Origin of the sequence: Micromonospora sp. NBC_00821, assembly GCF_036347035.1 — a bacterium.
Lineage (GTDB): Bacteria > Actinomycetota > Actinomycetes > Mycobacteriales > Micromonosporaceae > Micromonospora > Micromonospora hortensis.
On sequence record NZ_CP108880.1, the window covers coordinates 5,843,359 to 5,870,182 of the forward strand.

The following is a 26,824-nucleotide window of genomic DNA, read 5'->3' on the forward strand; positions in this document are numbered from 1 at the left end:
GCGGCACCGGAAGGCTCGTGGATGACCACCGTGGGCAGCCCTGCCCGCGGTGCGTGACCGGGTGCTCTCACAGTGGGGGAGGCTCATGCGCTGGTTCCGCGCGGCTCGCGGCGCCTCCACGACGGGCGCGACCAGATCCAGCAACCCGATCGGTGCGGAACGAGATCCGAAGCGGGCAGTCACCTTCAGCGACGCGGTCATTGCCATCGCCGTCACCCTGCTCGTCCTGGAGATCCAGCCGCCGGAGGACACCGAGCACCTGCTCCGCGGCCTCATCGAACTGTGGCCCTCCTACGTGGCGTACGCCATCACCTTCCTGCTGATCGGGCAGATGTGGGTGAACCACCACGTCATGTTCGACCACATCCGCTCGGCCGACCGCATGCTGCTCCTGCTCAACACCCTGCTGCTGATGGTGATCGCGTTCCTGCCGTTCGCCTCGTCCCTCCTGGCCCACGCGTTCGAGTCCGGCCACGGCAAGCGCACCGCACTCATCTTCTACGGGGCCACCTACGTGGTGGCCGCCATCCTCTTCAACGTGATCTGGGAGTACGCCAGGCACGGCCGTCGCCTGCTGACCTCCACCACCGACAACGACACCGCCCGGGCGATCAGCAGACGCTTCCGCCCCGCGCCGTTCTGGATCGTCGTCGGGACAGCTCTCGGCGCCCTTCATCCGGTAGTGGGCCTCGTAGTGGTCATCGCGTTCATCCCCTTCTACTGGCTGCCGATCAAAGGCGAGGTCGGCAGCATTCAGCGCACCCGCGCGCAGAGTCAGGGCGACTCATAGCCCGACCTTCTCTTTCCTGACCGGTTCGGGCACCGTGGACCCGTGAGTGAGTACACCGCCGGATCCCTCCTGACCTCCTACCGCATGGTCCACGCCGCAGCCGCCGCCGTGAGCACCCACACCACGATCGAGACCTGGCACGCGGGCCACGCCCGGCATCAGGACCTCGCCGGCCTACGCCCCGCCGGTCCAGTCGACGATTTCGACGCGCCAGGTGGCACCGGCACCAGACTGACCTACCGCCTCGACCCGTCCTACTTCACGCCGTCCACCCTCAACGCCCCCACCCTCGACCTCCACGCCGAAGGCTGCTGCGACCTCCCTGGCCAGTTCCGTCTCCGCGACAGCCGTCCAACCAGATCCTGACCGGGGCGTGGTGGACATCGACCGTTGTAGTGTGCGCGACGTGGGATACACGGTGATGCCCTCAGGCCGTCTGAACCTCCCGGAGTCGGAGGACGCCGCCGCGGTCGCCGCCGTCCTGGCCGCCCTGGCAGGACGAGGTGGTTGGTACCGGCCGGGTGAGTTTCCGTCGGATGGCACGCTGGTCGACCTGGGGGATCCGGCCAGGGCCACGATCTTCCGCGACGGAGACTGGATCGAGTTCGGGTACGACGACGAGGGCGACCCCAAGTGGTCGAACCAGACAACGGCCTTCTACGTCGCGATCGCGCCGTTCGTTCGCTCGGGAACCGTCCAGATCGAGGGCGAGGACGGCGCCCGCTGGTCGTACACCTACGCGAACGGGCAGGTCACCCAACAGGGTTGGAACGGTTGGGATGGGTCCATCGAGCCGTTCGGCGAGTATGTGGACCACCCGTAAGCGCTGTCACTCACCGGCCGCCAGGACGTCGGAGAGCGGGTCGGCGAGAGTGGTCTTGCCGGCTGCGGGCGGCCCGTCGACGGCGACCCGCGTCGAGTGGGCGACCGTGACGGAGCCAACCGCCTCAGCCAAGCGCCCGAGCAGCTCGTCGCGGGTGCCTCGAACCATGTCCTGCCCCTCCATCACGTCACCGCCGCCTGTCGGGCCGGATTTGCACCCCCATCGAAGTCGGTCACATCACGTAGGGTCTTCGAATGGTCGCACGGGTCCTGGCGCACCTCCGCCCGCCTCTTATCGTCTGCGGACAACTGGTTGCCCTGGTGTTGCTCGTCCTGGACGCGCGCCGTGAATGGGGTGCGTACGGGCTTGTCATGCTCCTCCTGTTGCTTGGCGCGCTTGCCGCGATACCTGCGGCGTTGGTCGACTGGCCAGGGTTCCGGCTGATCAGCCTGATCGCGCAGACCATCGGAGCCGGCGTCGTCGCGTTGGCTCTCCATGACTCGGCCGACAAGCGGGCTCTCTGGGTGTACGCGCTGTCCGCCCTGGCGGCGGTGATCTCGCCGACCAGCCGGCCAGGGCTCGGCCGGACGACGGTGATCGGCGTGGGGACGGCACTGGTGCTCACCATCGGCGTGTCGGCTCCAGCACTGGCCTGGGGTGGCAGTCAGCCCGAGGCGGTGGTGTGCGTGCGGGAGGGACAGTCCGCTGAGGAGCTGGTGCGCGAGAACCACCGCTTCGACCCGAACCACGTGGTTGCGGGCTTCGGCTCAGAAGGGCCGCAAGCGCCCTGCATGGAGGTGCTGTTCGATCCCGGCGCCACCGCTGACGACGCCGCCGACGTCGCCCGCCGCTACTCCGCAGACCCGAGGGTCTCGTCCGTCAGCCGGACACACTGACGCTCAGCGCACCGGTGCGCCAGTTCGCGGGTGCCAGGAACCATGCCACCGTCCTGCCAGGTCAGGGGCGGCCGGCTTTCGTCTTGATCGTGTCGACGAACGCGTCCCATGCTGCGGGTGCAAACCTCAGCGTCCCGACATCGAGGGCCTTGGAATCGCGAACGCAGCAGTCATGCTCTGGCACAGAGGGTAGGTCGTAGCCGTGCCCCAGAGGAACGCTGTGCCGCTGCGTCGCACCCGGGCCTACTGGCTCCTTGTGTGGGCCTTTCGCTGCCATCCGGTCGCCCTGGTGTTGGGCGGACTGACAGCGGCATCGACTCTCGTTGAGGTTCCGGTCTTGACAATGGCACTCACCGCACTCATGGCAGCCTTCCTGCTTCCCGCCGTGGTCCTCGGGCTCACCGGAACGATGATGTTGTACGCCGGCGGATTGATGCCACGTGACATGGCTGGTCGGCAGGCAATGACGGGCATGCTGTGGCGAGACGTGGTGAGACCCCTGAAGCGGCCCTGATCGCTGCCCGCGTCGATCAGTAGAGCCACCGGTCGAGCACTCCGGGCCAGAAGTGGGTCGTATGGTCGCCGTCCCCGAACGCGGGCGGGTCAAGGGCCTTGATCCGCTCCAACAGGTCGGCGAGCTCCGCGAGTGCTTCTTCTTCGGCCTGTCCGTCTTCGTCCCAGCGGTCGATGACGGTCGAGCCGGTCAGCCAGCTACCGACCAGGTGCAGCGAACACAGCCAGTGGGTGATCGTCGAGTTGACGAACCCGGTGCTGCCGTCCGGCGACCAGATCCGCACCTCACCGGTCCCCGGCGCGGCACCGTACACCCAGTCCAGGTCATCGGCGTTCGCCAACCGGTACATCGTCGGCTCTGCGTGGAACGACACCGCACTCACGAGGTCATCGATCAGCGGTACGCCAGAGGAGACCAGCGCGGCCTTCTGCGGCTCGGGAAGCCGCCACGTCGCCACGTCCAGCTCGGTAGCACGCACCACCCGCCCAGGACCGGCCCAGGCCGTGACCGCCTCGAACGCGGGAGGCAACGGAAGATCATCAATGGGCACGCCAATGAGGGTAGTCCGGCCACGGTTCCAAGCCAGTGTTCGTTGTAGTGGCCAGGCATCCGATCATTGACAGATTCGTGCGTCCACGCCCGAGGGCCTGCTGCTCTAGTTCGGTGGAGCCTGTCGCACTTCAACTGGCGGAGATCTGTCGCGCATCTCTTGTTGGACGACAGCGGGTTCCGTCAAGACTTGCGAGATCTCGATGGCCCTCGCTAGGAACCGCGGATGTGCACGGCACCGCACCGCACCGCAGCCTGCGACCGCCGTACGACGTGAAATCTGGAACGGACGCGCAATGTCAGCCTTGCTCGGCGTTGCTAGCGTCGGGGCGACGTCCGGAGGGCCGGACGGGAAGGACGACGCGGTGGCCAGCAACGGAAGTGCGGCGGCCTTGGCGAATCGGCGTGCTCGCGCGCCGATGGTCGTGATCGGCAGCGTCGTCGCGTTGGCCGCCCTCATCGCGCTGGGGTACCGGCTGGGTACCGACCCGCGGGTCGAGCACGGAGAGGTCGTCATCCTCGTGGCGCTGGCTTCGGGAGCCCTTCTGGTGCTGTCCTGGCTCATCCGCCTTTTGCAGTGGTGGGGTGCCGCTCGTGCTCCCGCGAAGCGCGTCATGGTGACCGCGCATCTGGCGCAGTCGCCGCAGCCGGGAAGTGCGGGGCGGGTCACCGCTGCGGCGGGCGCCGTGAGCGCCGCCGGCGGGATCGACGCCAGTCCCAAGGGATACGCCGTGTGGCTGACGGTGAGCGGCCGGGACGGCCGTGTCCTGCACCAACGCGTCGTCTGGGAACCGTGGTTGCGCGAGCTGACCAGGCCGCGTCAGGCCACGGTCCGGCACGGGTCCGGCGTCAGCGTAGTCGACGTGGCCGGGTACGGGCGGCTCTGGCCGGCGAGTTTCACGCTTCGCCGTCGTCCCTACGGAGTCAGACTCATTCCGTTCCGCAAGGCCCGGAGGCTGCCGAAGGAGAACAGCCTCTCGCACGGCCGTCTGGTCTACCTCTTTCTCCTGCCCGTCCTGCCCTGCCTGCCCGGCGCCGTCTTCCAGGGTACGTGGGCGCTGCTCGGGTGGTGGGCGGCGTACGTCGTCGCCTCGATGGCCGCCGTCGGAGCCTGGTTCGGCATCATCCCGCCCGGCGTGCTTCCGGGAGCAGCCCGTCGGGGCCGCGCCCCGACGACCTCGTGACCACTGACGCGATCGAGCGGACAGGCGGCGACCTCGGCCAGCTCCGTGAGGCGGGGCGGCGGGCCGTGCGGCTGCGGGCTCAGTGCGCCAGCGGGATGAGCGCCGCGCGACCAAGATCGCACGCGATCGGACTGCGGGTGTCGGTCCGGACCTCGATGCGGTGCGTCCGGGTCGTCGACAGCGCCGCTGACCAGGGAAAACGGCTGGTGGGGCGGGCGGGACTCGAACCCGCGACCGAGGGATTATGAGATCAAGATGGGCGAGACAGCGACCTGCACGAGTGGGCTCCCACCAGCGGAAACACCTCTCGGCATCTCTCACCACTCCCCCACCGCCAGTCGACCTCTTGCGGACTGAATGCGGACCGCCAGGACCAGGCGACGGCCTCGGGATTAGAAGAAGATCAGGGATAGCTGGTCGCGGTAACCTGCCCCTGCTCAAGGCGTCTGCCGCTGGCGGATCGCGTCGGCCTTGGTCGACAGTGTTGGCTGTACGAATGGCTGTACGGCCGCGAAGTGCTGCTGCGGCGTGGTGGGAGGCTCGGTGGCGCTCAACAAGCGAGGCAGTAGACCGATCGTTGTCGATGGCAAGGGCTATCGCTGGATTGTCCGCCGGAAGCCGACGTACAGCCAGGGCTTGACCTGGTCGCCGATGAGCTTTGCTGTTGAGCGGACGGATCCGCCTGGCCGCGCCACTCTCGTCGTCCAGATGGCGTCGCCTCATCCGGCCAACTGGGTGAACGCTCCGTCGTCTCCGGTGCTGCCTTCGGCGGTCGCCAGCGCCATACGACGAGCGCTTAACCTTGGGTGGCAGCCGGATCACTCCGGATCGCCTTTCATGCTGAACCTCGGTGATGAGGACCAACTTCCGTAGCGATCGCAGGCCACCCGTCATTCCGGGTCATCGACTCAATCCATGCTGGGGTCCTCTTCGTCGGGTGACGTTGCGATCACCTGGTCCCATGCGTTGACGATGGCTGCGGCCTGCCGCTCGCTACAGGCCAAGCCACTGAGCAGGACGTTGTTCTGGTAGTCGATGATCTCGAAGCGCCATCGATCGAGTTCAGGCCGGTGTTCCAGCGTTGCCCAGAAGTGGCCGGAAAGATCGCTCGGGAACACCTCGTCTGCCACGTACCGCTCCTCTGCCTCAAGCCCGTCTCCGCCGTGAGTCCGCACATCGTGGAACGGGCCTGCTCCCCGGTGTCAACACAACGATCCACCGTGTTGACACCGGGGAGCAGGTCTGTTCGGCTTCGCCCGGACTCACGGTGGAGGTGGGCGGCCCCATCTCTGTCGAAGATCCCCGCCGGAGGCATCGGTTCCGGTCCTTGGGCACCTGCAATCGGCCGGCGCGCCGGCCGATGCCGGCGCTTGCGCCGCCAGCAGGCCGAGCGGGCCGGCGCGGCCCGCTTGCGGGCCGCCTTGATGAAGACTGCACTCGCTCGCGGTGAGTGGGTAGATCCGGCTCTCGCGCGGGTCACGGTTGGCGACTGGGCCGCTCGGTGGTTCGCCAATCAGGTGCAGCTCAAGCCGTCGACTCGCCAGCGGTACGCCAGTCTCCTTCGGATGCAGGTGCTTCCGGTGTGGGAACGTGTCCCGCTCTCGGCAGTGACGCACGCCGACGTTGGCGAGTGGGTGCGCCGGTTGTCGCAGGCCGGGCTTGCGCCGTCTACCGTTCGGCAAGCGCATCGGGTGTTCTCGTTGCTGCTGGCGCTGGCGGTTCGTGATGGTCGGCTCGTCCGGAACGTCTCGGCGGGTGTCCGGTTGCCACGGGTCGGGCACGCCGAGAAGGTGTTTCTGACGCACGGCCAGGTGGGCGAGCTGGCGGCAGCGGCAGAGCCGCACGGGCTGATCATCCGGGTGCTGGCCTATACCGGCCTGCGCTGGGGCGAGTTGGCCGCGCTTCGCGTGCGGCGGGTGGACCTGGTGAAGCGTCGGCTGCTGGTGGCGGAGTCGGTGACCGAGGTCAACGGACGCGCGGTGTTCGGCACGCCAAAAACGCACCAACGCCGGTCGGTGCCGCTCCCCCGATTCCTGGTCGAGCCCCTGGCGGCGCAGATCGCCGGCCGTTCCGGTGACGAGCTGCTGTTCACCTCCCCGGCCGGCGAGGTGCTGCGGAACAACAACTTTCGTCGCCGGGTCTTCGACAGGGCTGCGGAGTCGGTCGGGCTCGCTGGCCTGACGCCGCACGAGCTGAGGCACACGGCGGCCAGTCTCGCGGTGGCCGAGGGCGCCAACGTAAAGGCGGTGCAGCGGATGCTCGGGCACGCCTCGGCGGCGATGACGCTGGACGTGTACGCGGACCTGTTCGAGGACGACCTGGACCAGGTGGCGGACCGCCTCGACCGGGCGGCGGGTCGTGCTGCTGCGGACTCAGTGCGGACTGAGAGCGTTGGTCCGGACCTCGACGCGGTTCGCCCGGGTCGTCGACAGCATGGCTGACCAGGGAGAACGGCTGGTGGGGCGGGCGGGACTCGAACCCGCGACCGAGGGATTATGAGTCCCCTGCTCTAACCGGCTGAGCTACCGCCCCCGATGCCGCGCCGGATCGTATCCTGCCCGGTGGATCACGGGCCAGGGGCGATCAGGCTCCACCTCATCACTGCCGTCGTCGTCTCAGCAGCACGATGGGCAACGCGAGGATAACAGTGAGCACCCACCCGACAGCGATGACGCCCCACCACAATGCCTCGTCCGGCTCGGTGTCGTCGGCGAGGGTGCCGATGGTCAGCATCAGGCAGAGGCCGCCCATCAGCAGGGTGCCGAGTCCGCTGAGCACCATGACCGGGACCTCCCACCAGGAACGTCCGGGGAACTTGACTTCTCGGACGATGGGCCGGGGCTGCGGGATCTGGTCGGGGGTACGGGCCGGCATGGCGACGTGCCGGTCGGACGGCACCCCGGCGTCGATGGCCGGGATCGTCAGTGCGGGCAAATCGAGCATTGTCGGCTCGATGTGCAGCACGATGGCGTCCGCGCCGACCAACTGTCGCGCGCCGTCGGGCCAGGCGAGCATGACAGAGCAGTCGTCGTAGCGGACGGTCAGCGGCCCCTCCGACCGCAGGTAGCTCACCCCGTCGGCGCCGACGCGGAGCCCGCCGGCACCCTCCTTCGCCCGGTACGTCGCGCCCTCCACGGTGTCGGCGGAGTGGGTGGGTGCGGCGACGAAGCCGGCCCAGTCGGCGGTGTGCCCGCCCGGCACCAACAGCAGCGCCGACGCCGTCATTTCTCCGGCCACGTCGTACAGGTCGGTGAGGCTGACGGCCTTCAGTTCGGCCCGGTGCTCGTCGATGCTGAGGTTCGGCTGCCCAGTCAGCAGGTTGAGGGCGTACGACGGCAACCGCGCGGCGTCCACCTCCGCGGTGGCGAGGACGTCCTCCCGTTTGGCGACTGTCGCATCGAGGTCGGCCTGCTCGATCCGCCCGACCCGCATCTTGGCCAGTACGTCGATGAAGCCACCCAGCACGGCGTCCTGCTTCTCCGCCAGCGCGTCGGCGAGCGCCCGCAGGGTGGCGTACCCGTCGCCGCGCGGCTCGTACGCGGTGGTAGTGGTGTAGGACAGGCCGGCTTCCTGACGGAGCGACCGGTACAGCTCGCGCTCTAGGACACCGGCGAAGGTGCTGGCGGCGGTGCTGCGACGTACCACCGAATCGAGCACGACGCCGCAGGCGCCGTTGACGAAGTACGCAGGGGTCTGCGGCAGCGCCGACGATGCCACAGGCACCGGCTGCCGGACCCCGCTGGGCAGGGCTAGCCGCAGCCCGGCGGGCACGCGGTCACCGGCGATCCAGAGCACCGCGTTCTCCCGGGTGAACCATCGGGCGGCCCATTCGCTCAGGTCGTCGGCGGTAAGCGCGCTCAGCCCCCACTCGGGGTAGCTGCTCAGACCGAAGTCGCGGGCTCCGTGGCGCCACAGCGGGATCTCGTCGACGGCGGCGGCACCTCGGCTGCTCCACTCGGTGCGCAGGATCTCCTTCTCGACTGCCAGCCGCGCGACCGGCAGATCGGAGAGGTTCCCGCAGACGGCGGTGAGGAACGCCGCGATGTCCGTCTCGGAGCCCTGGGTGTGGAACGTGGTGAACACGGGGGCGGTCGCGCCGTTGACGTGGTAATCGGTGAGACCGAGCGGTGCGAGCGCGAGGTGCTCGATGAGATGGGTGATGCCGGCTCGGGCGAGCGTCTCGTCGGCGGTGCCGACCCGGAAGGTCAAACCGGCGTGCATCGGCCCGCCGGTGGGGGCGAGCAGCGTGGGCACCCCGTCCACGTCCAAGTGCTGGATCATGACTTGTCACCCTTCGCGTACGCCGCCGAGCGGTACTTGGTGAATCCTTCGGCGTAGTCCACGTAGGCCCAGGGGTAGGTGGTGCCACGGTTGCCGAGGACGGTGAACTGGCTCGCGGCGGCTGACCACTGCCCGGTGAGGCTGAACATCAGCGCGAACAGCGAACGGACCCCGACCCAGCCGGGCCTGTCGACGTAGTCCGGGTGCAGCACGGAACGCTGCGCGGCCCGCAGGACGTCGTCGGCAACCGGCGTGCTGCGCAGGTAGTCCGCCCACTCCTGGTCGCTGTCGGCGTCGAGCCAGCGTTCCAGGTGCGCCCCGGCGATCAGCACGGCGTTGGGCGCGCCGTCAGGTGCGGCCTCGGCGCACTCTCGGGCGAACGCGAAGGCTCGGTCCCAGTCACCGCTCCACTTCGGGCACAGCTGCTGAAGCAGGCTCGCCTGTGCGGGCAAATGGTGGGGATGGTGGTGGGCGAGCCGGTCGTAGCGGCGGCGCGCCTCGTTCTGGCCCAGCTGCAGGCCCCGGGCGACGTTGATACGTTCGGTCCACGCGGCCGCGTCGTCGGGGTATCGGGCGGTGACGTCGATGAGCACCTGCTCGGCGCGACGCAGGTGCTCGTGGAAGCCGCCGAACTGCGACCTGCTCACGTACTGAGCCCGGGCCCCGCTGCGGATCCGCCATCCCGCGCAGACGAGGTGGGTGCCGAGCAGGGCGCCCGCGAGCTGATCGGTGGGATCCTCGTCGTACACGCGGCGCAGGAACGCGTCAGCGTCGACGTGGTCACCGGCTTCCCGGACGAGCAGTGTTCGGCCGTCGTGGTCGCGGTCGGCGAGCAGCGAGCGGACGGCGGGCCAGTCGGCGGCATCGAGCGCCTCGCGCAGGTCCTCGACCTCGGGGTACGCGGCACCGGCGTCGAAGGTGGGGGCCGGTAGGGGGGCGGGCATGGCGGCGATCATAGGTGATCAACTACGACGGCGGTGCCCTCATGTGCGGCGGGTGTCAGCCGGCGCGCAGCTCGTCCAGCACGGCGCCGGCGGCGCGCCAGCCGCTGGTGAGGGCACCCTGGATCGATGGGCTGTCCCGGTGGTCACCGGCCACGAACAGGCCCTCCCCCAGCGCCACCGGCTTGCGCAGCCGTCCCTGCGGCGGCGGTGCGGCGGGTAGCGCCTCGGGGATGGCCACCGTGGTGAGGTGGGTCCAGTCGGCGGTGGAGCGGCCGTACAGCCGGGTCAACTCGGCCCGGATGGTCGGCTCGGGTGGGGCCGTCGGGCCGACCACCGAGGTGGCGATGAGGTGCCGTCCGGCGGGCGCGTACGTCGCGGCGGCGTTGCTGAGCACCACGGTGTTGGCGACGAGTTCGCGTCGGTCGCCGTCGACGAGCAGGATCGGTTCGGTGAGCGGCGGCTCGGGAGCGCTGTGGTAGTAGGTGGTGTAGCTGTGCATGCGTACCGTCGCCAGGGCTGGCAGCAGCGCGGCCGCGGCGGGCGGGTCGACGGCGACCACGACGGCGCGGCAGCGGATGTCGCCGGCCTGGGTGCGGACCCGGCCGGGGGCGACCTCCGCGACCGGGGTGTCCAGGTCGAGCAGGTCGGCGGGCAGCGGCGCGGCGATGGCCCGGGGCAGCGCGGCCATCCCTTCGGCGGGCAGGCCGATCCGGCCGCGGGCGAAGGAGCGCAGCACCATCGCCAGCACGTGACTGGAGGTGGAGAGTTCCCGGTCGATGAACACACCGGACAGGAACGGTCGCAGCAGCTCCTCGATGATGGCGTCGGACAGGCCGGCGCGACGCAGCGCCGTCTCGCTGGTGGTTTCCGGCGCGGCGAGCAGCCGGGACGCGGGCAGTGTGGCGCAGCCGGTGGCGAGCGCGGCGAAGCGGAGCCGGTCGAGCAGGGAGCCGACGTCGGCGAGCGCGGTGCCGGGCCCACCTGTCGGTTCGCGCAGCGGGTTGACCAGGCGCAGCAGTGTGTCGCCCTTGCGGACCAGCACACCGGAGGTGAAGTAGCCGAGGTCGAGCTGGTCGGTGTCGAGCAGTGTGCCGAGCCGGGGGTAGGCGGTGTTGAGCACCTGGAAACCCCTGTCGATGAGGTGACCGTCGACCACGTCGGTGGCGACCCGACCGCCGAGCCGACCCTCGGCCTCCACCAGCCGCCAGGGCACGCCGGCGCGGTGCAGCCGGCGGGCGGCGGCGAGGCCGGCCAGGCCGCCGCCGACGATGACCACATCGGTTTCAGCCAGCACCGCGCGCCTCCCGCTCACCGTTCGCCCGGGACAACCGGCCCGGCCACCAGATCTTCGGCCCGATGTCGTACGCGAGTGCGGGCACCAGCAGCGACCGGACGATGATGGTGTCGATCAGTACCCCGATCGCGACCGCCGTACCCAACTCGACGAGCACCACCAGTGGCAGGACGGCGAGGGCGGAGAACGTCGCGGCGAGCACGATGCCGGCGGAGGTGATCACCCCGCCGGTGACGGCGAGGCCGGCGAGCACTCCGGCGCGGGTGCCACGCTTGACCGACTCTTCGCGGACGCGGCTCATCAGGAAGATGTTGTAGTCGATGCCGAGCGCGACCAGGAAGACGAACGCGAACAGCGGGAACGACGAGTCCACGCCGGGGAAGCCGAAGACGTGGCGGAACAGCAGCGCGCACAGGCCGAGGGTCGCCGCGAAGCTGAGCAGTACCGTAGCGATCAGCAGCAGCGGGGCGAGCAGCGCGCGCAGCAGCAGGGCCAGGATGACAGCGATGACCACGAGCACCACCGGGATGATGACGTTCTGGTCGCGCTTCGCGGCGTCGGAGGTGTCCACGTTGATCGCGGTGAAGCCGCCGACCACAGCGTCCGCGCCGGGCACCTGGTGTACGGCCACCCGCAGCTCGCGGATGGTCCGCTCGGCGCCGTCGCTGTCGGGTGGGTCGGCCAGGGTCGCCTCCAGTTGCACCCGCCCGTCGACGACCTTCGGGGCGGCGTTCGCCTCGGGTGGACCGGTCTGCGGGCCGGAGGGAAGGGGACGGACGTCGGCGACGCCGGGCACGTCCTTCGCCACCTGGGCGACCTGTCGGGCGGTCTGCTCGGTGGTGAAGATGGTGGCCGGGCTGCCGGTGCCGGCCGGGTAGTGCCGGGCGATCACCTCCTGGCCGTCGATCGAGTCGGTGCGCTGGGTGAACAGGTCGGACTGGCCGAGCGTGGTGGCGCCGAGCTGGGTGAGGCCGAGGGTCAGCAGGGCCAGCACGGCGGCGGTGGTCAGCCAGATCGGGCGGGCGTGCCGGGCCACGAAGCCGGCGATGCGGTTCCAGATGCCGTGTTCGGCCCGCGGGTCGGCCTGGTCGGCTCGGGGTCGGCGGGGCCAGAACGCCCACCGTCCGCCGAGCACCAGCAGCGCGGGTAGGAAGGTGAGCATCACCAGCAGGGTGGCGGCGATGCCGATGGCGGCGACCGGGCCGAGCGCCCGGTTGGAGTTGAGGCTTGACAGCAGCAGGCAGAGCAGGCTGACGATGACGGTGCCGCCGGAGGCGATGATGGCCGGCGCGGCGCCCTTCCAGGCGGTCTTCATGGCGTCCCACGGGCGGTCGTGCCGGTGCAGTTCCTCCCGGTAGCGGGCGATCAGCAGCAACGCGTAGTCGGTGCCGGCGCCGAAGACCAGCACGGTGAGGATGCCCTGGGCCTGCCCGTTGAGCTTGACCACGTCCGCGTCGGCGAGCAGGTAGACGAAGACGGAGGCGAGGGCGTACGACATGCCGGCGGCGAGCAGCGGGAAGATCCAGAGGACCGGGCTGCGGTAGACGATCAGCAGGATGACCAGCACCACGACCAGGGTGACCAGCAGCAGTGGTCCGTCGATGGCGGAGAAGACCTCGATCAGGTCGGCGAGCAGACCGGCCGGGCCGGAGACGTCCACTGTGAGGCCGTCGCGGTCGCCGCCGGTGATGTCGCGCAGTTTCTCGACGACTGTGCCGATCTCCTCGCCCTCGGCGTCGTCCACCGGTACGACGACCTGGAGTGCCTGGCCGTCGTCGCTCGGGATGGGCGGGGGCAGTGGGGTGACCACGCCGGGGATCTGGGCGAACCGGGCGGCGTCGGCGCTGACCCGTTGCCGGTCCGCGTCGGTGATCCCGGAGGGCCGTTCGTAGACGACGAGAGCCGGGATGGTCTGCCGGTCGACGAATTCGCCGGCGAGGTCCTGGGCGCGGGTCGCCTCGGCGTCGGTGGGCAGGAAGGCGGCGTTGTCGTTGGTGGCGACCTCGCTGAGGCGTCCCGCGTACGGGCCGGACACGCCGCCGATCACCAACCAGGCCAGCACGACCGCCACCGCGATCAGCGTGGCCTTGCCGCCTCGTCCGGACATCCGCACTCACCCCAAGGATCGACGCATCAATCGACGCAGCGGTAGCCTCAGTCGACATCGACCATCCTGCCGGGCAAGCAGGTCGATGGTGGGTGAAACCGGGTCACACAGACGAAAACGCCCGTCGGCCGGTGGCTGACGGGCGTACGTGGAAAAGCTCCCCCGATTGGACTCGAACCAATAACCTGCCGGTTAACAGCCGGCTGCTCTGCCAATTGAGCTACAGGGGATCGTGCTCCGCCCGACTTCGGATCTCCCCGACGCCTTGCGACGGGACAAGAGTACAGGACATCCCCCGGTGGTGGTCCAGTGGGTTGCCTCCCCGCCGTCGCATTGACAATAGGGGTAAATCGCCATCCCGGCACAACAATGCTTGAGCGGAGAGCAGGATGGGTAGTTAGCTGCGGACAGAGGACGCAGGCGCGAACAGGTCGCCTTCCGACGGGGCAACTCGCCGGGGTGACGGCGCGTCAGGTACGGAAGGAGCCGCCATGCGCGGAAAGATCATGTTTCTTGGCGGGCTGGCTGCGGGATTCGTCCTGGGCGCCCGTGCCGGCCGGGAAAAGTACGAAGAGCTCGTGGTCAAGGGCCGCAAGGTGCTCGACCACCCGACCGTCCAGGAGGCGGCCGGGGTCGCGCAGGCCCAGGCCAACAAGCTCTACAGCGAGGGCAAGGACAAGCTCGGCCAGACCAAACTGGGCGAGAAGCTGGGCACCACCAACGGCAGCACCGGCAAGCAGGAGCTGACCGCCGCCGACGACGCGTTCGCCGGCACGCCCGCCACAGTGGGCGCCAAGGCGGGCACCAGCACGGTCGGCACGACCTCCGGGTCGCCGTCGTCCACGAACCCCCGCACCAAGCCGTCCGGCTCGGGCACGAACGCCAGCACGCTCTGACCAATCGCACGTCGACGGGCCGGTCGCCGCAGGGCGACCGGCCCGTGGTCTGTCCGACGTGCGGTCAGTCCTTGCTGCTGAACGCCGCGTCGAAGGCGGCGCTCGGTGCGTCGAAGGCGAGCCGGCGGACGAACTGCAACGCCTCCGGGGCGCCGACCAGCCGGTCCATTCCGGCGTCTTCCCACTCGACCGAGATCGGGCCGGTGTAGCCGATCGCGTTCAACGCGCGGAAGCAGTCCTCCCAGGGCACGTCGCCGTGGCCGGTGGAGACGAAGTCCCAACCACGCCGCAGGTCGGCCCAGGGCAGGTGCGAGGCGAGCCGGCCACGCCGGCCATCGCCGGTACGCACCTTCGCGTCCTTGCAGTCCACGTGGTAGATCCGGTCGGCGAAGTCGAAGATGAAGTTCACCGGGTCCAGCTCCTGCCACACGAAGTGCGACGGGTCCCAGTTCAGCCCGAACGCGGGCCGGTTGCCGATCGCCTCCAGCGTCCGCTTCGTCGTCCAGTAGTCGTACGCGATCTCGCTGGGGTGCACCTCGTGCGCGAACCGCACTCCCACCTCGTCGAACACGTCGAGGATGGGGTTCCAGCGATCGGCGAAGTCCTGGTAGCCGCGCTCGATCATCGACGGCGGCACCGGCGGGAACATCGCGAGGGTGTGCCAGATCGACGAACCGGTGAAGCCGACGACCGTCTTCACCCCGAGCTTCGCCGCCGCCCGCGCGGTGTCCTTGATCTCCTCGGCGGCCCGCTGACGAACGCCCTCGGGCTCCCCGTCGCCCCAGATGCGGCCGGGCAGGATGTCCTGGTGCCGCTCGTCGATCGGGTGGTCGCAGACCGCCTGACCAACGAGGTGGTTGGAGATCGTGAAGACCTCAAGGTTGTGCTTCGCGAGGGTCTCCCGCTTGCGCTCGACGTACGAGTCGTCGGCGAGCGCCTTGTCGACCTCGAAGTGGTCGCCCCAGCAGGCGATCTCCAGACCGTCGTAGCCCCACTCGGAGGCGAGCCGGCAGACCTCCTCGAACGGAAGATCGGCCCACTGGCCGGTGAAGAGCGTGATGGGTCGCGCCATTGTCCTTCTCCCCTGATGTGATGGGGATTCCTTGTGCGGACCGGGGCGAGGGTGACCGGACGTGCACGGCACCCGAGCGGTCACCGGTGGGTGCGGAACACACCTGAGCCCGGCGGGTTGCGCCTCCCACCGGGTCACCGGCCACCAGCACGGTCGCCGACCCCCACCCTATTTCCGCAGTGCCCCATCGGGGAAGCCCCGCGGTCGGCCGATCATCCGATCATTTCCTCGGGCGCGGGCAGGACGGCCCGTACGGTGAAGCCGCCACCGGCGCGCGGGCCGGCCGAGAACGTGCCGCCGAGCCGCTCGGCGCGCCTGCGTACCCCGAGCAGACCCCGACCGGCGCCCTGGGTGCCGCCACCGGACGGAGCGGGACCGGTGCCCTCGTCGCGGACCTCGATGGTGATGCCCGCGGCGTCGTAGCGCAGGCGGACCCCGACCGGCGCGCCCGGCGCGTGCCGGCACGCGTTGGTCAGCGCTTCCTCGATGATCCGGTACGCCACCACGTCGACCGGGCCGGGCAGCGGCCGGGGTTGCCCGGCCATGGTCCAGCGCACCGGTTGACCGGCGGTGAAGCCCTCCACCAGCGCGTCGAGGCGGTTCAGGCTGGGCGCCGGCACGGACGGGTCGTCGGGCTCGTCGGCCCGGCCCAGCGCACCGAGCAGCTGATGGCCTCGCGCCAGCACCGTCCCACGCCACTGCGCGAACAACCCCATGCAGGTCAAGGTACGGCAGGCCGCTGTGAGCCGGTCGGCGGCGTCCACGCGGTGTGCCCGCATCCGAGTGCCCCGGCGGCGGCGCGGAGCCCAGCCCTACACCGAGGCTCGGCCTCCCCGACAACCCCGCACGCGGCGTCCGGCGGGATGGCGACCCGGCGGACGAAGCGGTACGAGCGTGATGCCTCTGAGTCATCGAGATGAATCAGAGGCATCACGCTCGTTGGAGACACCGCTCGGCGCGCTTCGACGATGCGACCGGTCGGCGGGGGACGTCGACCGGGCACGTCGGCGGTCAGGCCGGCTGGGCCGGAGGGGCCGACGACGTGAGCCGCGGCCCCTCCGGGTCAGTCGGTCAGGGCAGGGTCCACTTCTGGTTGGCCGCGTTGAGGCAGGTCCAGAGGTGCACGATGGTGCTGTCGGCGGAGTTGTTGCCGGAGACGTCCAGGCACTTGCCCGACGACGTGTTGCGCAGGGTGCCGTCGGACGCCGCAGCCCAGTTCTGCGCGCCGCTGCCGTTGCAGGTCCAGAGCTGGATCTTGGTGCCGTCGGCGGTGCCGCTGCCGGAGACGTCCAGGCACTTGCCGAGCGCCTTGATCGTCGAGTTCGGCGTCACGGTCCAGGTCTGCGCCGTGCTGCCGTTGCAGGTGTAGAGCTGGATCTGGGTGCCGTCGGCGGTGGCGGCGTTGCGCACGTCCAGGCACTTGCCGGCGAGACCCTTGATCGGGCCGACACCGGTGCCGCCGCCGCCCTTCACCAGGGTGAAGTCGTCCAGGTCGAAGAGCCCCGTGCCGCTACCGGTGAAGGTGAGATAGAGGTTCTGGGTACTGGACGGGACGTTGGACAGCGCCGTGGAGACGTTGGCGTAGGTCGTCCAACTGCCGGTGTTGGGCACCGCGACAGTGCCGAGCACCGGGCCGGTGGCCGAACCGGTACGCACCTGGATGGCGCCACCCGCGCCGCCGGAGACGACCCGGGCCGTGAACGAGGTGACCCCGGCCAGGTTGACCCCGTTGTAAGCGGCCCAGTCACCCGGGTCGATGTAGCCGACGGTCTGCCCACCGTTGGCGCCCGCCTTGGTGAACGCGGAGACACCGTTGGCCGAGCTGAACGCCTCGGCCTGGATCGTGCCGGTGGGCGGCGGCGTGGTGCCCAGCTCCTTGATCCGGATGTTGCGGAAGGAGGCGTCGTCACCGGTGCCGTGGTTCTGGATACCGATGTGACCGGCCAGCGAGCGCACCGGGTTGGTGTTGGTGAAGTCGTTGATCTTCACCCCGTTGAGGAAGATCTGCAGCCGCTCGCCCTCGACCAGCAGCTCGTACGTGTTCCACTCCCCCGCCGCGTTCAGCGCCGCGTCACGGGCGGCGATGTCGGCGGACTTGTAGGTGTAGACCGCGCCGGTGGTGCGGTCGGCCGCGTCGGTGGCGTCGATCTGGATCTCGTACCCGTTGTCGACCGCCGACCAGGGGTCACTCGACGGTGGGAACCCGATGAAGATGCCGGAGTTGTCGTCACCGGCCAGCTTCCAGTCCATCTTCAGCGAGTAGTTGGTGAACTGCTTCGCGTTGTACCAGTACAGCCCCATGCCGCCGACCGAGGTCAGAGTGGCGTCGGTGTTGGTGAAGCTGCCCGGACCGGCCTGTGACCAACCAGCCGTCGAGCCGTTGAACAGCGGGGTGTAGCCGGTCTCGGGCCGGCAGTCGGCCTTGCTCCGCCCCGAGGCGTACCGGATGCCGCCGAGCAGGTGGTTCCGGAACCCCGCCTCCGCGTACGACGCCTGGGTGTGCCCCGCGCCGGTGTAGAAGGACCGGCCGCCGCTGTAGCTCTTGCACCAGCTCAGCGGGTGGTCGGCGCCCATCCCGCCGCCGGAGTACGACGACTCGTCGAGGGTGGCCAGCACGTGGGCGCTCGACCGGGCGTTGGTGCGGTAGTTGTACCACTCGTCGGTGCGGGTCCAGGTCTGCGGCAGGTGAGCGGTGGCCGCGTGGCCCCGGTCCTCCACCTTCATGTTGGCCTGCTGGATCGCGGGGTGCGAGGCGAACCACGCCCCCACGAGGTTGCCGTAGAACGGCCAGTCGTACTCGGTGTCGGCTGCGGCGTGCACACCCACGTATCCGCGGCCGGAGCCGATGTACGACTCGAAGGCGGTCTGCTGGCTGGCGTTGAGCACGTCGCCGGTGGTGTTGAGGAAGACGACCGCCTCGTACTGGTTGAGGTTGCTCGTGGTGAACGCGGCGGCGTCCTCGGTCGCGGTGACTGTGAAGTTGTTCCCCGCGCCCAGGTCGCGGATGGTCTGGATGCCGACCGGGATCGCGTCGTGCCGGAAACCAGCGGTCTTGGAGAAGACCAGCACGTCGTACGGGGCGTCGGCGGCGCTGGCCGGGGTGGCCGGGGTGGTGCAGGCGATGACGGCGAGTGCGGCCATGGCCGCACCGAGGACGGGTCGCAGGCGTCTGCGCATATCGCTCTCCTAATTGCGGTTAGGAGGGGCCCCTCGCCTCACACTAGGCGTTGTCGAGGGGCCCCTCCCGCCAGCTCAGGGCAGGGTCCACTTTTGGTTGGCGGCGGCGGTGCAGGTCCAGAGGTGGACCACCGTGCTGTCAGCGGAGCTGTTGGCGGAGACGTCCAGGCACTTGCCCGACGACGTGTTGCGAAGCGTGCCGTCGGCCTGGGCGGCCCAGTTCTGCGCGGCGGTCCCGTTGCAGGTCCAGAGCTGGATCTTGGTGCCGTCGGCGGTGGCGCCGCCCGACACGTCAAGGCACTTGCCCAACGACTTGATCGTGGAGTTGGGGGTGACCGCCCAGGTCTGCGCGGCACTGCCGTTGCAGGTGTAGATCTGGATCTGCGTGCCGTCGGCGGTGGCGGCGTTGCGCACGTCCAGGCACTTGCCGCCGAGGCCCTTGATCGCCCCGGCCCCACCGGCCGGGGGCGTCCCGGTGACGAAGGTGAAGGCGTCCAGGTCGTAGAGCGCCCCGGTGCCCGACCCGGCGAAGGTCAGGTAGAGCGTCGTCGTGCCGGTCGGCGGGTTGCTGATCGTCCCGGTGACAGTGGTGAAGGTTTCCCAGCCGCCGGTCACCGGGACCGTGGCCGAGCCGAGCACGGTGCCGGTGGCCGAGCCGGCCCGGACCTGGAGGGTGCCACCGGCGCCCGCCGAGGAGACCCGGGCGTTGAACGAGGTCACGTTGCCCAGCCGGTACGGCTGGAACGCGATCCAGTCGCCGTTGTTGATGTCGCCGACGGTCTTGCCACCCTCGGCCGGGGTCTTGCTGAACACGTTGACCCCCGACGAGGTGCCGTAGAACTCGGCCTGGCGGTGCCGCGGCGGCAGCGTGTGCTGGGTGTGCGTGGTCAGCCCACCGGCGTCGGTGTACTCGGCGTCGAAGATCGCGAAGATGTTCGCCGCGTCGTCGTGCTCACCGTCGACCGGGATGGTGATCGAGCCCGAGCAGCCGGTCTTCGAGGTGATCTGGTGCCCGTGCTGGTCGTGGCCGAGCACGTAGGTCATCTTGACCTTCGTGCAGTCGATGGTGCCGTCCTCCGGGTCGGTCACGGTGATGCTGTATGCCACCGTGTCACCGAAGCCGAACAGCTGACCGTTGCCCGGGTTGTTGATCGTGACGGTGGGCGCGGTGTTGCCGACGCTGATCTGCACGCTGCTGCTGCCGGTGGCGCCCTGCGGGTCGCGCACCGTCAGCGTGGCGGTGTAGGTGCCGTTGGCGCTGTAGGTCTTCGTCGGGTTGGCGGCGGTCGAGGTGGTCCCGTCACCGAACGCCCACGCGTAGGTCAACGCGCCGCCCTCGGGGTCGGTCGAGCCGGCCGAGGAGAACGTCACAGCGAGCGGAGCCGCGCCGGAGGTGCGGTTGGCGCTGGCCTTCGCGGTGGGCGCCCGGTTTCCGCCGCCGACGTAGTCGAAGCGGTAGAGCGCCGAGTTGGCGTCACCGTTGAAGTAGCCGGTGCCGTAGTCGAGCACGTAGTACGCGCCGTCCGGGCCGAACGCCGAGTCCATCACCTGCTTGCCGACCCAGGGGAAGGTGTCGATGGTGCCCCGGGAGCCGTCGGAGTTGACGTGGATCGGCTTGATCCAGCCCCGGCCGAACTCGGTGGCGAAGAACTGCCCGTCGAACGACTGCGGGAACTTGGTGGTGGAGGTCGACGAGGCGTTGTACCGGTAGACCGGGCCGCCCATCGGCGACTCGGAGCCGCCGCCGAACTCGGTCGGGGTGCCGGCGTCGCCGGCGTACCGGATCCAGGCCGGCTGGGCCGGCGGCAGGGTGGTCCGGCCGGTGTTGCGGAACGAGTTGTTTGTCGGCCCGCCGGTGCAGTTGTACTTCGCGCCGCTGGCGCTGGTCGCGAAGTCGAACTCGTTGTACGTCTCGGTGCTGGTGTTGGTGCCGGTGCAGTACGGCCAGCCATAGTTGCCCGGTGCCGCGACCCGGTTGAACTCCACCTGGCCGGACGGCCCGCGGGTGGAGCTGGTGGAGCCGGCGTCCGGCCCGTAGTCACCGACGTAGACCACGCCGGTGGCCTTGTCCACGCTGATCCGGAACGGGTTGCGGAACCCCATCGCGTAGATCTCCGGCCGGGTCTGGGCCGTGCCGGGGGCGAACAGGTTGCCCGACGGGATGGAGTACGTGCCGTTGGCGTTCACCTTGATCCGCAGGATCTTGCCGCGCAGGTCGTTGGTGTTGCCGGCGCTGCGCTGCGCGTCGTACGCGGGGTTGCGGTTGGTCCGCTCGTCCAGCGGCGAGTAGCCCGACGACTCGAACGGGTTGGTGTCGTCGCCGGTGGACAGGTAGAGGTTGCCGGCGGCGTCGAAGTCGATGTCGCCACCGACGTGGCAACACACACCCCGGCTGGCCGGGACGTCGAGCACGTCGACCTTGCTGGACTGGTTGAGCGTGAAGTCCGAGTTGAGGGTGAACCGGGAGAGCCGGTTGACGCCGTTCCAGGCCGAGAAGTCGGTGCCGGTGGCCGGCGCGTCGCCGCCGGGGGTGGAGAGCGGCGGGGCGTAGTAGAGGTAGATGTAGCGGTTGCTGGCGAAGCCCGGGTCGATCCCGACGCCCTGCAACCCCTCCTCGTCGTGCTGGTAGACCGACACGGTGCCGATCACTGAGGTGGTGCCGTTGGCGTCGGTGCGGCGCAGGGTGCCGTTGCGGGCGGTGTGCAGGACCGAGCGGTCCGGGAGCACCGCCAGCGACATCGGCTCACCCATGTCGGTCACGCCGCGAGCCAGCTCGACCTGTTGGAAGTCGCTGGCGACGATCGTGTGTGCCTGGGCGGGGGCCGAGCCGGCGGCGAAGGTGACCGTGCCGGCGGCGACCGCCAGCAGCAGCGCGGATCCGGCGGAGAACCATCGTCGGGACCGTTGTCTGGGAGCGTCCTTCATGGACATTTGTGCTGTCCCTTCCTGACGTGTGACTGCCAGGCCGGGCGCGCGCCGTCGCGCCGGATGCCGTAGCGGTGGTGGGGGGGTCGATGGGTTACCGCGCCGCCGGTTCACCTCGACGAAACATTGTCGTGTTGGTCACGACACTAAGTCGCACGTGTCGATGTGTCCATACCTTCCGGCGGTTCAGCATCAACTTTTGTCGATTTGATCGAAAGTCGCCGGTCAGGCGCGTCGGTCGATCGTCTGCCCGGCCAGCGCAACCAGGGCCGCGCGGGCCTCGTCGGCCACCATGGCGTTCTGTAGGGCGGACAGCGCGGCCTCGGTCCGGACCCGGATCATCTGCTCGATCCGCTCCCGCGCGCCGGTCGCCTCGATGATGTCGCGCAGCTCCGCCGCGCCCTCGGCGTCCAACGCCGGGTTGCCGAACAGCTCCCGCAGCCGGATGGTCTGCGGCCGGTCGGCGGCGCTGCGGGCCAGCGCCATCATGACAGTGGGCTTGCCCTCACGCAGGTCGTCCAGGACCGACTTACCGGTGACCGCCGGGTCACCGAACACGCCCAGGACATCGTCGCGGAGCTGGAACGCGTCACCCAGCGGGTCACCGAACTCGCCCAACGCGGCGATCAGCTCCGGCCCCGCGCCGGCCAGGGCAGCACCGATCTGCAACGGCCGGGTGACCGTGTACCGGGCGGCCTTCATCCGGATCACTGTGAGCGCGCTGGCCACCGAGCCGTCACCCACACCCGAGACCAGATCCAGGTACTCCCCCGCGATCACCTCGGTACGCATCAGCGCGAACACGCCGTACCCCCGGTGCACCTGCTCGGTGCTCAGCCCGCACTCGTGGAACATCTGATCCGACCAGGCCGCGCAGAGGTCCCCGCAGAGCAGGGCGGTGTTGCGGCCGTACGCCTCGGGGTCACCGCGCCACGACGAGCGGGCGTGCAGGTCGGCGAAGAGCCGGTGCACCGACGGCTCACCCCGACGGCGGTCGCTGCCGTCCAGGATGTCGTCGTGGATCAGGGCGAACGCGTGGAACAGCTCCAGGGCCGCCGCCGCCACCACGATCGGGGTGCCGTCGGCCGCCCCCGCGCCGCGCCAACCCCAGTAGCAGAACAGCGGTCGTAGCCGTTTGCCACCGGCCAGCACGAACCGTTGCAGCGCGGTGAACACGCCGCGCGGGGCCCCGTCCGGCCAGTCCGGGCCCTGCCGGCTGAGAAACCCGGCCAGCTCCGCGTCGAAGCGCGCCCGCAGCTCGCTGGCGTCGGTGGGCGCGACGGTGACCGTCATGAGCCCTCCCCCGACCCGCCGGCACCGCCGGGGCTCAGCCCGGCCAGCTCCAGCAGCAGCGCCTTGACCTCGGTCGCCGCGATCTTGTCCCGGGCCGCGGTCGGGTCGGAGCAGAGCAGCACCGGGCCGTCCGCCGGGTCGTCCGGCAGCCGCCCGTGCGAGCCCCGCACCGCCCGCGCGCCGGAATCGAGGCCGACAGCGCTCATCAGGTATCGCATACCGAGCTTCTTGCGGGCCAGGGCGACGCCGGCCCGGGCCTTCGCGGCACCGGGGTTGGCCGGGTCGAAGAACAGCTCCGCCGGGTCGTAGCCCGGCTTCCGGTGAATTTCCACGAGCCTGGCGAAGTCCGGTGCCTGGGCGTCGTCCAGCCAGTAGTAGTAGGTGAACCAGGAGTCCGGCTCGGCCACCAGCACCAGCTCACCGGCGCGCGGATGATCCAGACCGTGTGCCGCCTTGCCCTCGGCGTCGAGCACCTCGGCCACCCCGGGCAGGCCGGCGCAGAGCTTCGCCACCGCCGGCACGTCGGCCGGATCCTTGACGTAGACGTGCGCGATCTGGTGGTCGGCGACAGCGAACGCCTTCGACGTCCACGGGTCGAGGTACTCCATGCCCGCCTGGGTGTGCACCCGCAACAGGCCCTCGGCGCGCAGCAACCGGTTGACGTCCACCGGGCGGGACACGTCGGTGATGCCGTACTCCGACAACACCACAACTGTGGCGTCCCGGGCCCGGGCGGCGTCCAGGAGCGGGCCGAGCACCGTGTCCAACTCGGCCGCCGCCGCGGCGGCCTCGGCCGACGAGGGACCGAAGCGTTGCAGGTCGTAGTCCAGGTGCGGAACGTAGACAAGGGTCAGGTCCGGTGACACGTCGGCGAGGATCTGCTCGGCCGCCTGGCAGATCCACCGCGACGACGGCAACCCGGCGGTCGGCCCCCAGTAGGTGAAGAGCGGGAAGGTGCCCAGCCGCCCGGTGAGCGCGTCGTGCAGCTCCGGCGGGTCGGTGTAGCAGTCCGGTTCCTTGCGCCCGTCGGCGTAGTAGACCGGGCGGGGCGTCACCGTCCAGTTGACGTCGGCGCCCATGGCGTACCACCAGCAGACGTTGGCCACCGTGTAACCGGGTTCGGCCCGACGGGCGGCCTGCCAGAGCTTGTCCCCGCCGACCAGCGCGTTGTGCTGCCGCCACAGCAGCACCTCGCCCAGCTCCCGGAAATACCACCCGTTGCCGACGATCCCGTGCCCGCTGGGCTGCTCGCCGGTGAGGAAGGTGGACTGCACCGAGCAGGTGACGGCGGGCAGCACTGTGCCCAGCTCGGCCCGGAAGCCGCCGTCGGCCACCCCGCGCAGTCGAGGCATGTGCGCCAGTAGTCGGGGCGTCAACCCCACCACGTCGAGGACCACCAGTCGCCGACTCATCGCGTCACTCCCATGCTCACGGATCGTTCTGCGGTCAGGCCGAGGCCGACCAGTTCGTCCCGGGCGAAGGCCAGCTCCGCGGCGATGCCGGCGGCCAGCTCCGCGTCGGTGCCGGGCCGTCGTGCGGCCGGCAGCACCCCCCAGGTGTACGTCTCGACGTCGAGGTGGTCGCAGCCGGCGGCCGGGCCGTCGAAGAGCGCTCTCAGGGCCGCGCGGAGCACCGGCAGGGTCGAGCCCAGCGGCTCCTCGGGTGGGGCGTGCAGCGGCACGTGGTAGTGCACCCGCCACGGGCCGGGCAACGCCCGCTCCAGCGCCTCGTCCAGGTCGTCGGCCGCACACGTCGGGTCGGCCGGGTCGGCCAGACCGGCGCAACCGGCGCCCCGGGTCTGGTGCAGGAAGCGCGGCTCCACCCAGCGGCGCAACGCCTCGGCCCCGCCCTCCGGGTCGGCGGCCTCGACAGCGGCCGAGACCTGCACCTTCACCACCGGCAGCCCGGCCGCCCGCAGTCGTTGCAGCGCTTCGGCCGGCTCCTCCCAGGCGCAGGCCAGGTGGGCCAGGTCGAGGCAGACACCCAGCCGGTCGGTGTCCATCCCGGACAGCAGCTCAGCCGCCTGACCGGTGCTCTCCACCACACAGCCGGGCTCCGGCTCGAAGGCGATCCGCACCTCACGGCCGGTGTCCCGCTGCACGTCGGCCAGGCCGGCGGCCAGCTGGTCCAACCGGCGTCGGGCCGTGTCGGCCCGGCCGGCGTCCCACGGATGACGCCAGGCCAGCGGCAGCGTGGAGATCGAACCTCGGGCGGCGTCGTCGGGCAGCAGGTCGGCGAGCACCCGGGCCAGGTTGAGGGTGTAGGTCAGGCGCTGCTCGGTGGTCCAGTCCGGGTGGTACACGTCCTGCTTGACCACCGGGGCCTGGAAGGCCGCGTACGGGAAGCCGTTGAGGGTGACCACCTCCAGGCCGCGCGCGTCCAGCTCGGTGCGCAACCGGCGGCGTAGCGTCGGGTCGGCGGCCAGCTCGGCGGCGACCGGGGCGGCCAGCCACAGCCCGAGCCCGAGCAGGTCGCTGCCGAGCGTCTCGCGGACCGGCACCGCGTAGGTGTCCAGTTGACCGAGGATGCCGGCCAGGTCCTCGGCCGGGTGCACGTTGGTGCAGTAGCCCAGGTGGACGGTCTCACCGCCGGCATGTCGCAGCCGCATCAGCTACCGCCGCGCAGGATCGAGTTGCCGGTCTGCGGGTCCACTGCGGCGGCCGTCTCCAGGTCGCTGAGGTCGAGTCGCCCCGACTGCCCGTAGAACTCCACCGGGTTTCGCCACAGCACCGTGTCGACGTCGTCGTCGCTGAAGCCGGCCGCGAGCATCGCCTCGCCGGTGGCTCGGGTCAGCAGCGGGTCGGACCGCCCCCAGTCGGCTGCCGAGTTGACCAGCATCCGTTCCGTGCCGTACTCCCGCAGCAACTCCACCATCCGCTGCGGGGTCATCTTGGTGTCCGGGTAGATGGAGAAACCCAGCCAGCAGCCGCTGTCGCGGACCAGCTTCACTGTCACCTCGTTGAGGTGGTCGACGACCACCCGGCCCGCGTCGATGCCGGACTCGGCGACCACGGCGAGGGTCCGCTCGCAGCCGCGCGCCTTGTCCCGGTGCGGGGTGTGCACCAGCGCCGGCAGGTCGTACGCCACAGCGAGCGCGAGCTGTGCCGCGAACGCCTCGTCCTCCTCGGGCGTCATCGAGTCGTACCCGATCTCGCCGACCGCCACCACCGCGTCCTTGTCCAGGTAGCGGGGCAGCAGGTCGAGGACCGGCCGGCAGCGTGGGTCGTTGGCCTCCTTGGGGTTCAGCGCGATGGTGGCGAAGTGGCGCACCCCGAACTGCCCGGCCCGGAACGGCTCCCAACCGATCAACGAGTCGAAGTAGTCGGTGAACGAGGCGGCGCTGGTGCGGGGCTGGCCCAGCCAGAACGCCGGTTCGACCACGGCGCGCACCCCAGCGGCGGCCATCCGTTCGTAGTCGTCGGTGGTGCGTGAGGTCATGTGGATGTGGGGGTCGAAGATGCGCATTCACGCCTCCCGGGGCAGTGCGGCGGTGAGCCGGTGGAGCAGGTCGTTGGCATCGGCGGGCAACTCCCGGCCGGCGGCGTGCCGTTCGGCGGCCAGCGCGGCCAGCATCGCGGTCAGCTCGCCGTCGGCCCGGGTGTCCAGGTCGGCCACGGTGACCAGCGGGACCCCGCTGAACACGCACTTGAGCACCGCCTGCCGCCAGGCGGCCTGGTCGAGGTGCCGGGCGTACGGGCCGAGCGCGGCGGCGACCAGCCGGGTGTCGTTGGTCCGGATCGCGTCGTGCAGCAACGCCACCCCGTCGGCGCCGATCGGCAGCAGCGGCAGGGCGCGCAGCACCGCTCGTCGCTCGGCCGCGTCACCGTGTTGGTAGAGGCGCTCGGCGTACGTCGCGTGCTCGCCGGGCAGGCTGGTGAGCAGCAGCACCCGGGCCGCGTCGTCGGCGGTCCAGCCGGGGGCGTCGGGCAGCGCGGCCCGACCGCAGCGTCGGCCGACGGCGGGAAAGAGCCGGGTGATCGCGGTGGGCTCGGTGCTGAGCCGGCGCAGGGCCGTGTCCAGCCATTCGGGATCGGGTACGCCTCCCAGCGCGGCCCGTAGTGAATCCGGTGTCATCCCGT

At 70.2% G+C, this 26,824-nt stretch carries 24 protein-coding genes, 2 tRNA genes and 1 pseudogene; 8 read left to right on the plus strand and 19 right to left on the minus strand.

Going from position 1 to position 26,824, the window contains the following annotated elements:
• Positions 1 to 85: 85 nt before the first annotated feature.
• Genes OHB44_RS26555 through OHB44_RS26565 form a run of 3 tightly spaced genes read left to right on the plus strand, consistent with a single transcriptional unit; the run spans position 86 to position 1,613 of the window.
• On the plus strand, positions 86 to 790 hold the full coding sequence (locus tag OHB44_RS26555) for a TMEM175 family protein (RefSeq protein ID WP_238686920.1): 705 nt from the start codon (positions 86 to 88) through the stop codon (positions 788 to 790).
• Between the two features lie 42 nt (positions 791 to 832).
• Positions 833 to 1,156 (plus strand): hypothetical protein, encoded by a 324-nt coding sequence (locus tag OHB44_RS26560; protein ID WP_330438554.1) that lies wholly within the window; start codon positions 833 to 835, stop codon positions 1,154 to 1,156.
• Positions 1,157 to 1,196: 40 nt separating this feature from the next.
• Positions 1,197 to 1,613 (plus strand): hypothetical protein, encoded by a 417-nt coding sequence (locus tag OHB44_RS26565; protein ID WP_330438555.1) that lies wholly within the window; start codon positions 1,197 to 1,199, stop codon positions 1,611 to 1,613.
• A gap of 21 nt (positions 1,614 to 1,634) precedes the next feature.
• Here OHB44_RS26565 and OHB44_RS26570 read toward each other — a convergent pair.
• A pseudogene (locus OHB44_RS26570) lies at positions 1,635 to 1,781 on the minus strand (uridylate kinase); the annotation flags it as partial.
• Positions 1,782 to 1,867: 86 nt separating this feature from the next.
• Between OHB44_RS26570 and OHB44_RS26575 the strand changes: the two are divergent.
• Positions 1,868 to 2,509, plus strand: a complete 642-nt coding sequence (locus OHB44_RS26575; protein WP_330438556.1) for a hypothetical protein — start codon at positions 1,868 to 1,870, stop codon at positions 2,507 to 2,509.
• Between the two features lie 61 nt (positions 2,510 to 2,570).
• Here OHB44_RS26575 and OHB44_RS33535 read toward each other — a convergent pair whose 3' ends face one another.
• Together OHB44_RS33535 and OHB44_RS26580 are read right to left on the minus strand one after the other, a co-directional pair.
• Positions 2,571 to 2,786 carry a DUF397 domain-containing protein gene (locus tag OHB44_RS33535; protein ID WP_353962157.1) on the minus strand — a complete coding sequence of 72 codons (216 nt, stop codon included), beginning with the start codon at positions 2,784 to 2,786 and terminating at the stop codon, positions 2,571 to 2,573.
• A gap of 253 nt (positions 2,787 to 3,039) precedes the next feature.
• A complete protein-coding gene (locus tag OHB44_RS26580; RefSeq protein ID WP_330438557.1) occupies positions 3,040 to 3,573 on the minus strand; it encodes an SUKH-4 family immunity protein in 534 nt (177 codons plus the stop codon).
• Between the two features lie 364 nt (positions 3,574 to 3,937).
• Here OHB44_RS26580 and OHB44_RS26585 point away from each other — a divergent pair, with 364 nt between their 5' ends.
• Both OHB44_RS26585 and OHB44_RS26590 read left to right on the plus strand, forming a co-directional pair.
• The gene (locus OHB44_RS26585) at positions 3,938 to 4,756 is read left to right on the plus strand and encodes a hypothetical protein (RefSeq protein WP_266304728.1); all 819 of its coding nucleotides are present in this window, start codon (positions 3,938 to 3,940) and stop codon (positions 4,754 to 4,756) included.
• A 543-nt stretch (positions 4,757 to 5,299) separates the two neighbouring features.
• A complete protein-coding gene (locus OHB44_RS26590; RefSeq protein WP_330438558.1) occupies positions 5,300 to 5,629 on the plus strand; it encodes a hypothetical protein in 330 nt (109 codons plus the stop codon).
• Between the two features lie 35 nt (positions 5,630 to 5,664).
• Here OHB44_RS26590 and OHB44_RS26595 read toward each other — a convergent pair whose 3' ends face one another.
• Positions 5,665 to 5,886 (minus strand): hypothetical protein, encoded by a 222-nt coding sequence (locus OHB44_RS26595; protein ID WP_196919383.1) that lies wholly within the window; start codon positions 5,884 to 5,886, stop codon positions 5,665 to 5,667.
• Positions 5,887 to 6,180: 294 nt separating this feature from the next.
• On the opposite strand from OHB44_RS26595, the gene OHB44_RS26600 reads away from it, so the two are divergent.
• Positions 6,181 to 7,197, plus strand: a complete 1,017-nt coding sequence (locus OHB44_RS26600) for a tyrosine-type recombinase/integrase (protein WP_330438560.1) — start codon at positions 6,181 to 6,183, stop codon at positions 7,195 to 7,197.
• A gap of 14 nt (positions 7,198 to 7,211) precedes the next feature.
• Here OHB44_RS26600 and OHB44_RS26605 read toward each other — a convergent pair.
• The 6 genes from OHB44_RS26605 to OHB44_RS26630 all read right to left on the minus strand — a co-directional run bounded on the left by OHB44_RS26605 (position 7,212) and on the right by OHB44_RS26630 (position 13,612).
• A tRNA-Ile gene (locus tag OHB44_RS26605) sits at positions 7,212 to 7,288 on the minus strand.
• Between the two features lie 66 nt (positions 7,289 to 7,354).
• Entirely contained in the window at positions 7,355 to 9,037 is a 1,683-nt protein-coding gene (locus tag OHB44_RS26610) for an insulinase family protein (protein WP_330438561.1), read from the minus strand.
• Entirely contained in the window at positions 9,034 to 9,981 is a 948-nt protein-coding gene (locus OHB44_RS26615; protein ID WP_330438562.1) for a hypothetical protein, read from the minus strand. The genes OHB44_RS26610 and OHB44_RS26615 overlap by 4 nt, the downstream gene beginning before the upstream one ends.
• A 55-nt stretch (positions 9,982 to 10,036) precedes the next feature.
• Entirely contained in the window at positions 10,037 to 11,275 is a 1,239-nt protein-coding gene (locus OHB44_RS26620) for an FAD-dependent oxidoreductase (RefSeq protein WP_330438563.1), read from the minus strand.
• Complete coding sequence (locus OHB44_RS26625) at positions 11,265 to 13,382, minus strand: MMPL family transporter (protein ID WP_266304726.1); 2,118 nt, start codon at positions 13,380 to 13,382, stop codon at positions 11,265 to 11,267. Before OHB44_RS26625 ends, OHB44_RS26620 begins: the two co-directional genes overlap by 11 nt.
• A 157-nt stretch (positions 13,383 to 13,539) precedes the next feature.
• Positions 13,540 to 13,612, minus strand: a tRNA-Asn gene (locus tag OHB44_RS26630).
• 261 nt (positions 13,613 to 13,873) lie between these two features.
• Here OHB44_RS26630 and OHB44_RS26635 point away from each other — a divergent pair.
• Positions 13,874 to 14,278: a hypothetical protein gene (locus tag OHB44_RS26635; RefSeq protein ID WP_091409037.1), complete on the plus strand. Its 405-nt coding sequence runs from the start codon at positions 13,874 to 13,876 to the stop codon at positions 14,276 to 14,278.
• 64 nt (positions 14,279 to 14,342) lie between these two features.
• Here OHB44_RS26635 and OHB44_RS26640 read toward each other — a convergent pair whose 3' ends face one another.
• The 9 genes from OHB44_RS26640 to OHB44_RS26680 form a co-directional block, all read right to left on the minus strand.
• Entirely contained in the window at positions 14,343 to 15,350 is a 1,008-nt protein-coding gene (locus OHB44_RS26640; RefSeq protein WP_030488695.1) for a sugar phosphate isomerase/epimerase family protein, read from the minus strand.
• 212 nt (positions 15,351 to 15,562) lie between these two features.
• Positions 15,563 to 16,066: a sensor histidine kinase gene (locus tag OHB44_RS26645; protein WP_266304725.1), complete on the minus strand. Its 504-nt coding sequence runs from the start codon at positions 16,064 to 16,066 to the stop codon at positions 15,563 to 15,565.
• Positions 16,067 to 16,421: 355 nt separating this feature from the next.
• Positions 16,422 to 18,527, minus strand: coding sequence for a ThuA domain-containing protein (locus tag OHB44_RS26650; protein ID WP_238686911.1), 2,106 nt, complete (start codon positions 18,525 to 18,527; stop codon positions 16,422 to 16,424).
• A gap of 75 nt (positions 18,528 to 18,602) precedes the next feature.
• A complete protein-coding gene (locus OHB44_RS26655) occupies positions 18,603 to 21,458 on the minus strand; it encodes a PQQ-dependent sugar dehydrogenase (RefSeq protein WP_238686910.1) in 2,856 nt (951 codons plus the stop codon).
• Between the two features lie 219 nt (positions 21,459 to 21,677).
• Positions 21,678 to 22,745: a polyprenyl synthetase family protein gene (locus OHB44_RS26660; RefSeq protein WP_330438564.1), complete on the minus strand. Its 1,068-nt coding sequence runs from the start codon at positions 22,743 to 22,745 to the stop codon at positions 21,678 to 21,680.
• Positions 22,742 to 24,157 (minus strand): alkaline phosphatase family protein, encoded by a 1,416-nt coding sequence (locus OHB44_RS26665; RefSeq protein WP_330438565.1) that lies wholly within the window; start codon positions 24,155 to 24,157, stop codon positions 22,742 to 22,744. The genes OHB44_RS26660 and OHB44_RS26665 overlap by 4 nt, the downstream gene beginning before the upstream one ends.
• Positions 24,154 to 25,353 (minus strand): metabolite traffic protein EboE, encoded by a 1,200-nt coding sequence (gene eboE, locus OHB44_RS26670; protein ID WP_330438566.1) that lies wholly within the window; start codon positions 25,351 to 25,353, stop codon positions 24,154 to 24,156. Before eboE ends, OHB44_RS26665 begins: the two co-directional genes overlap by 4 nt.
• Entirely contained in the window at positions 25,353 to 26,210 is an 858-nt protein-coding gene (locus OHB44_RS26675; RefSeq protein WP_238686906.1) for a TatD family hydrolase, read from the minus strand. Before OHB44_RS26675 ends, eboE begins: the two co-directional genes overlap by 1 nt.
• Positions 26,211 to 26,819 (minus strand): EboA domain-containing protein, encoded by a 609-nt coding sequence (locus tag OHB44_RS26680; RefSeq protein ID WP_330438567.1) that lies wholly within the window; start codon positions 26,817 to 26,819, stop codon positions 26,211 to 26,213.
• Between the last annotated feature and the right edge of the window lie 5 nt (positions 26,820 to 26,824).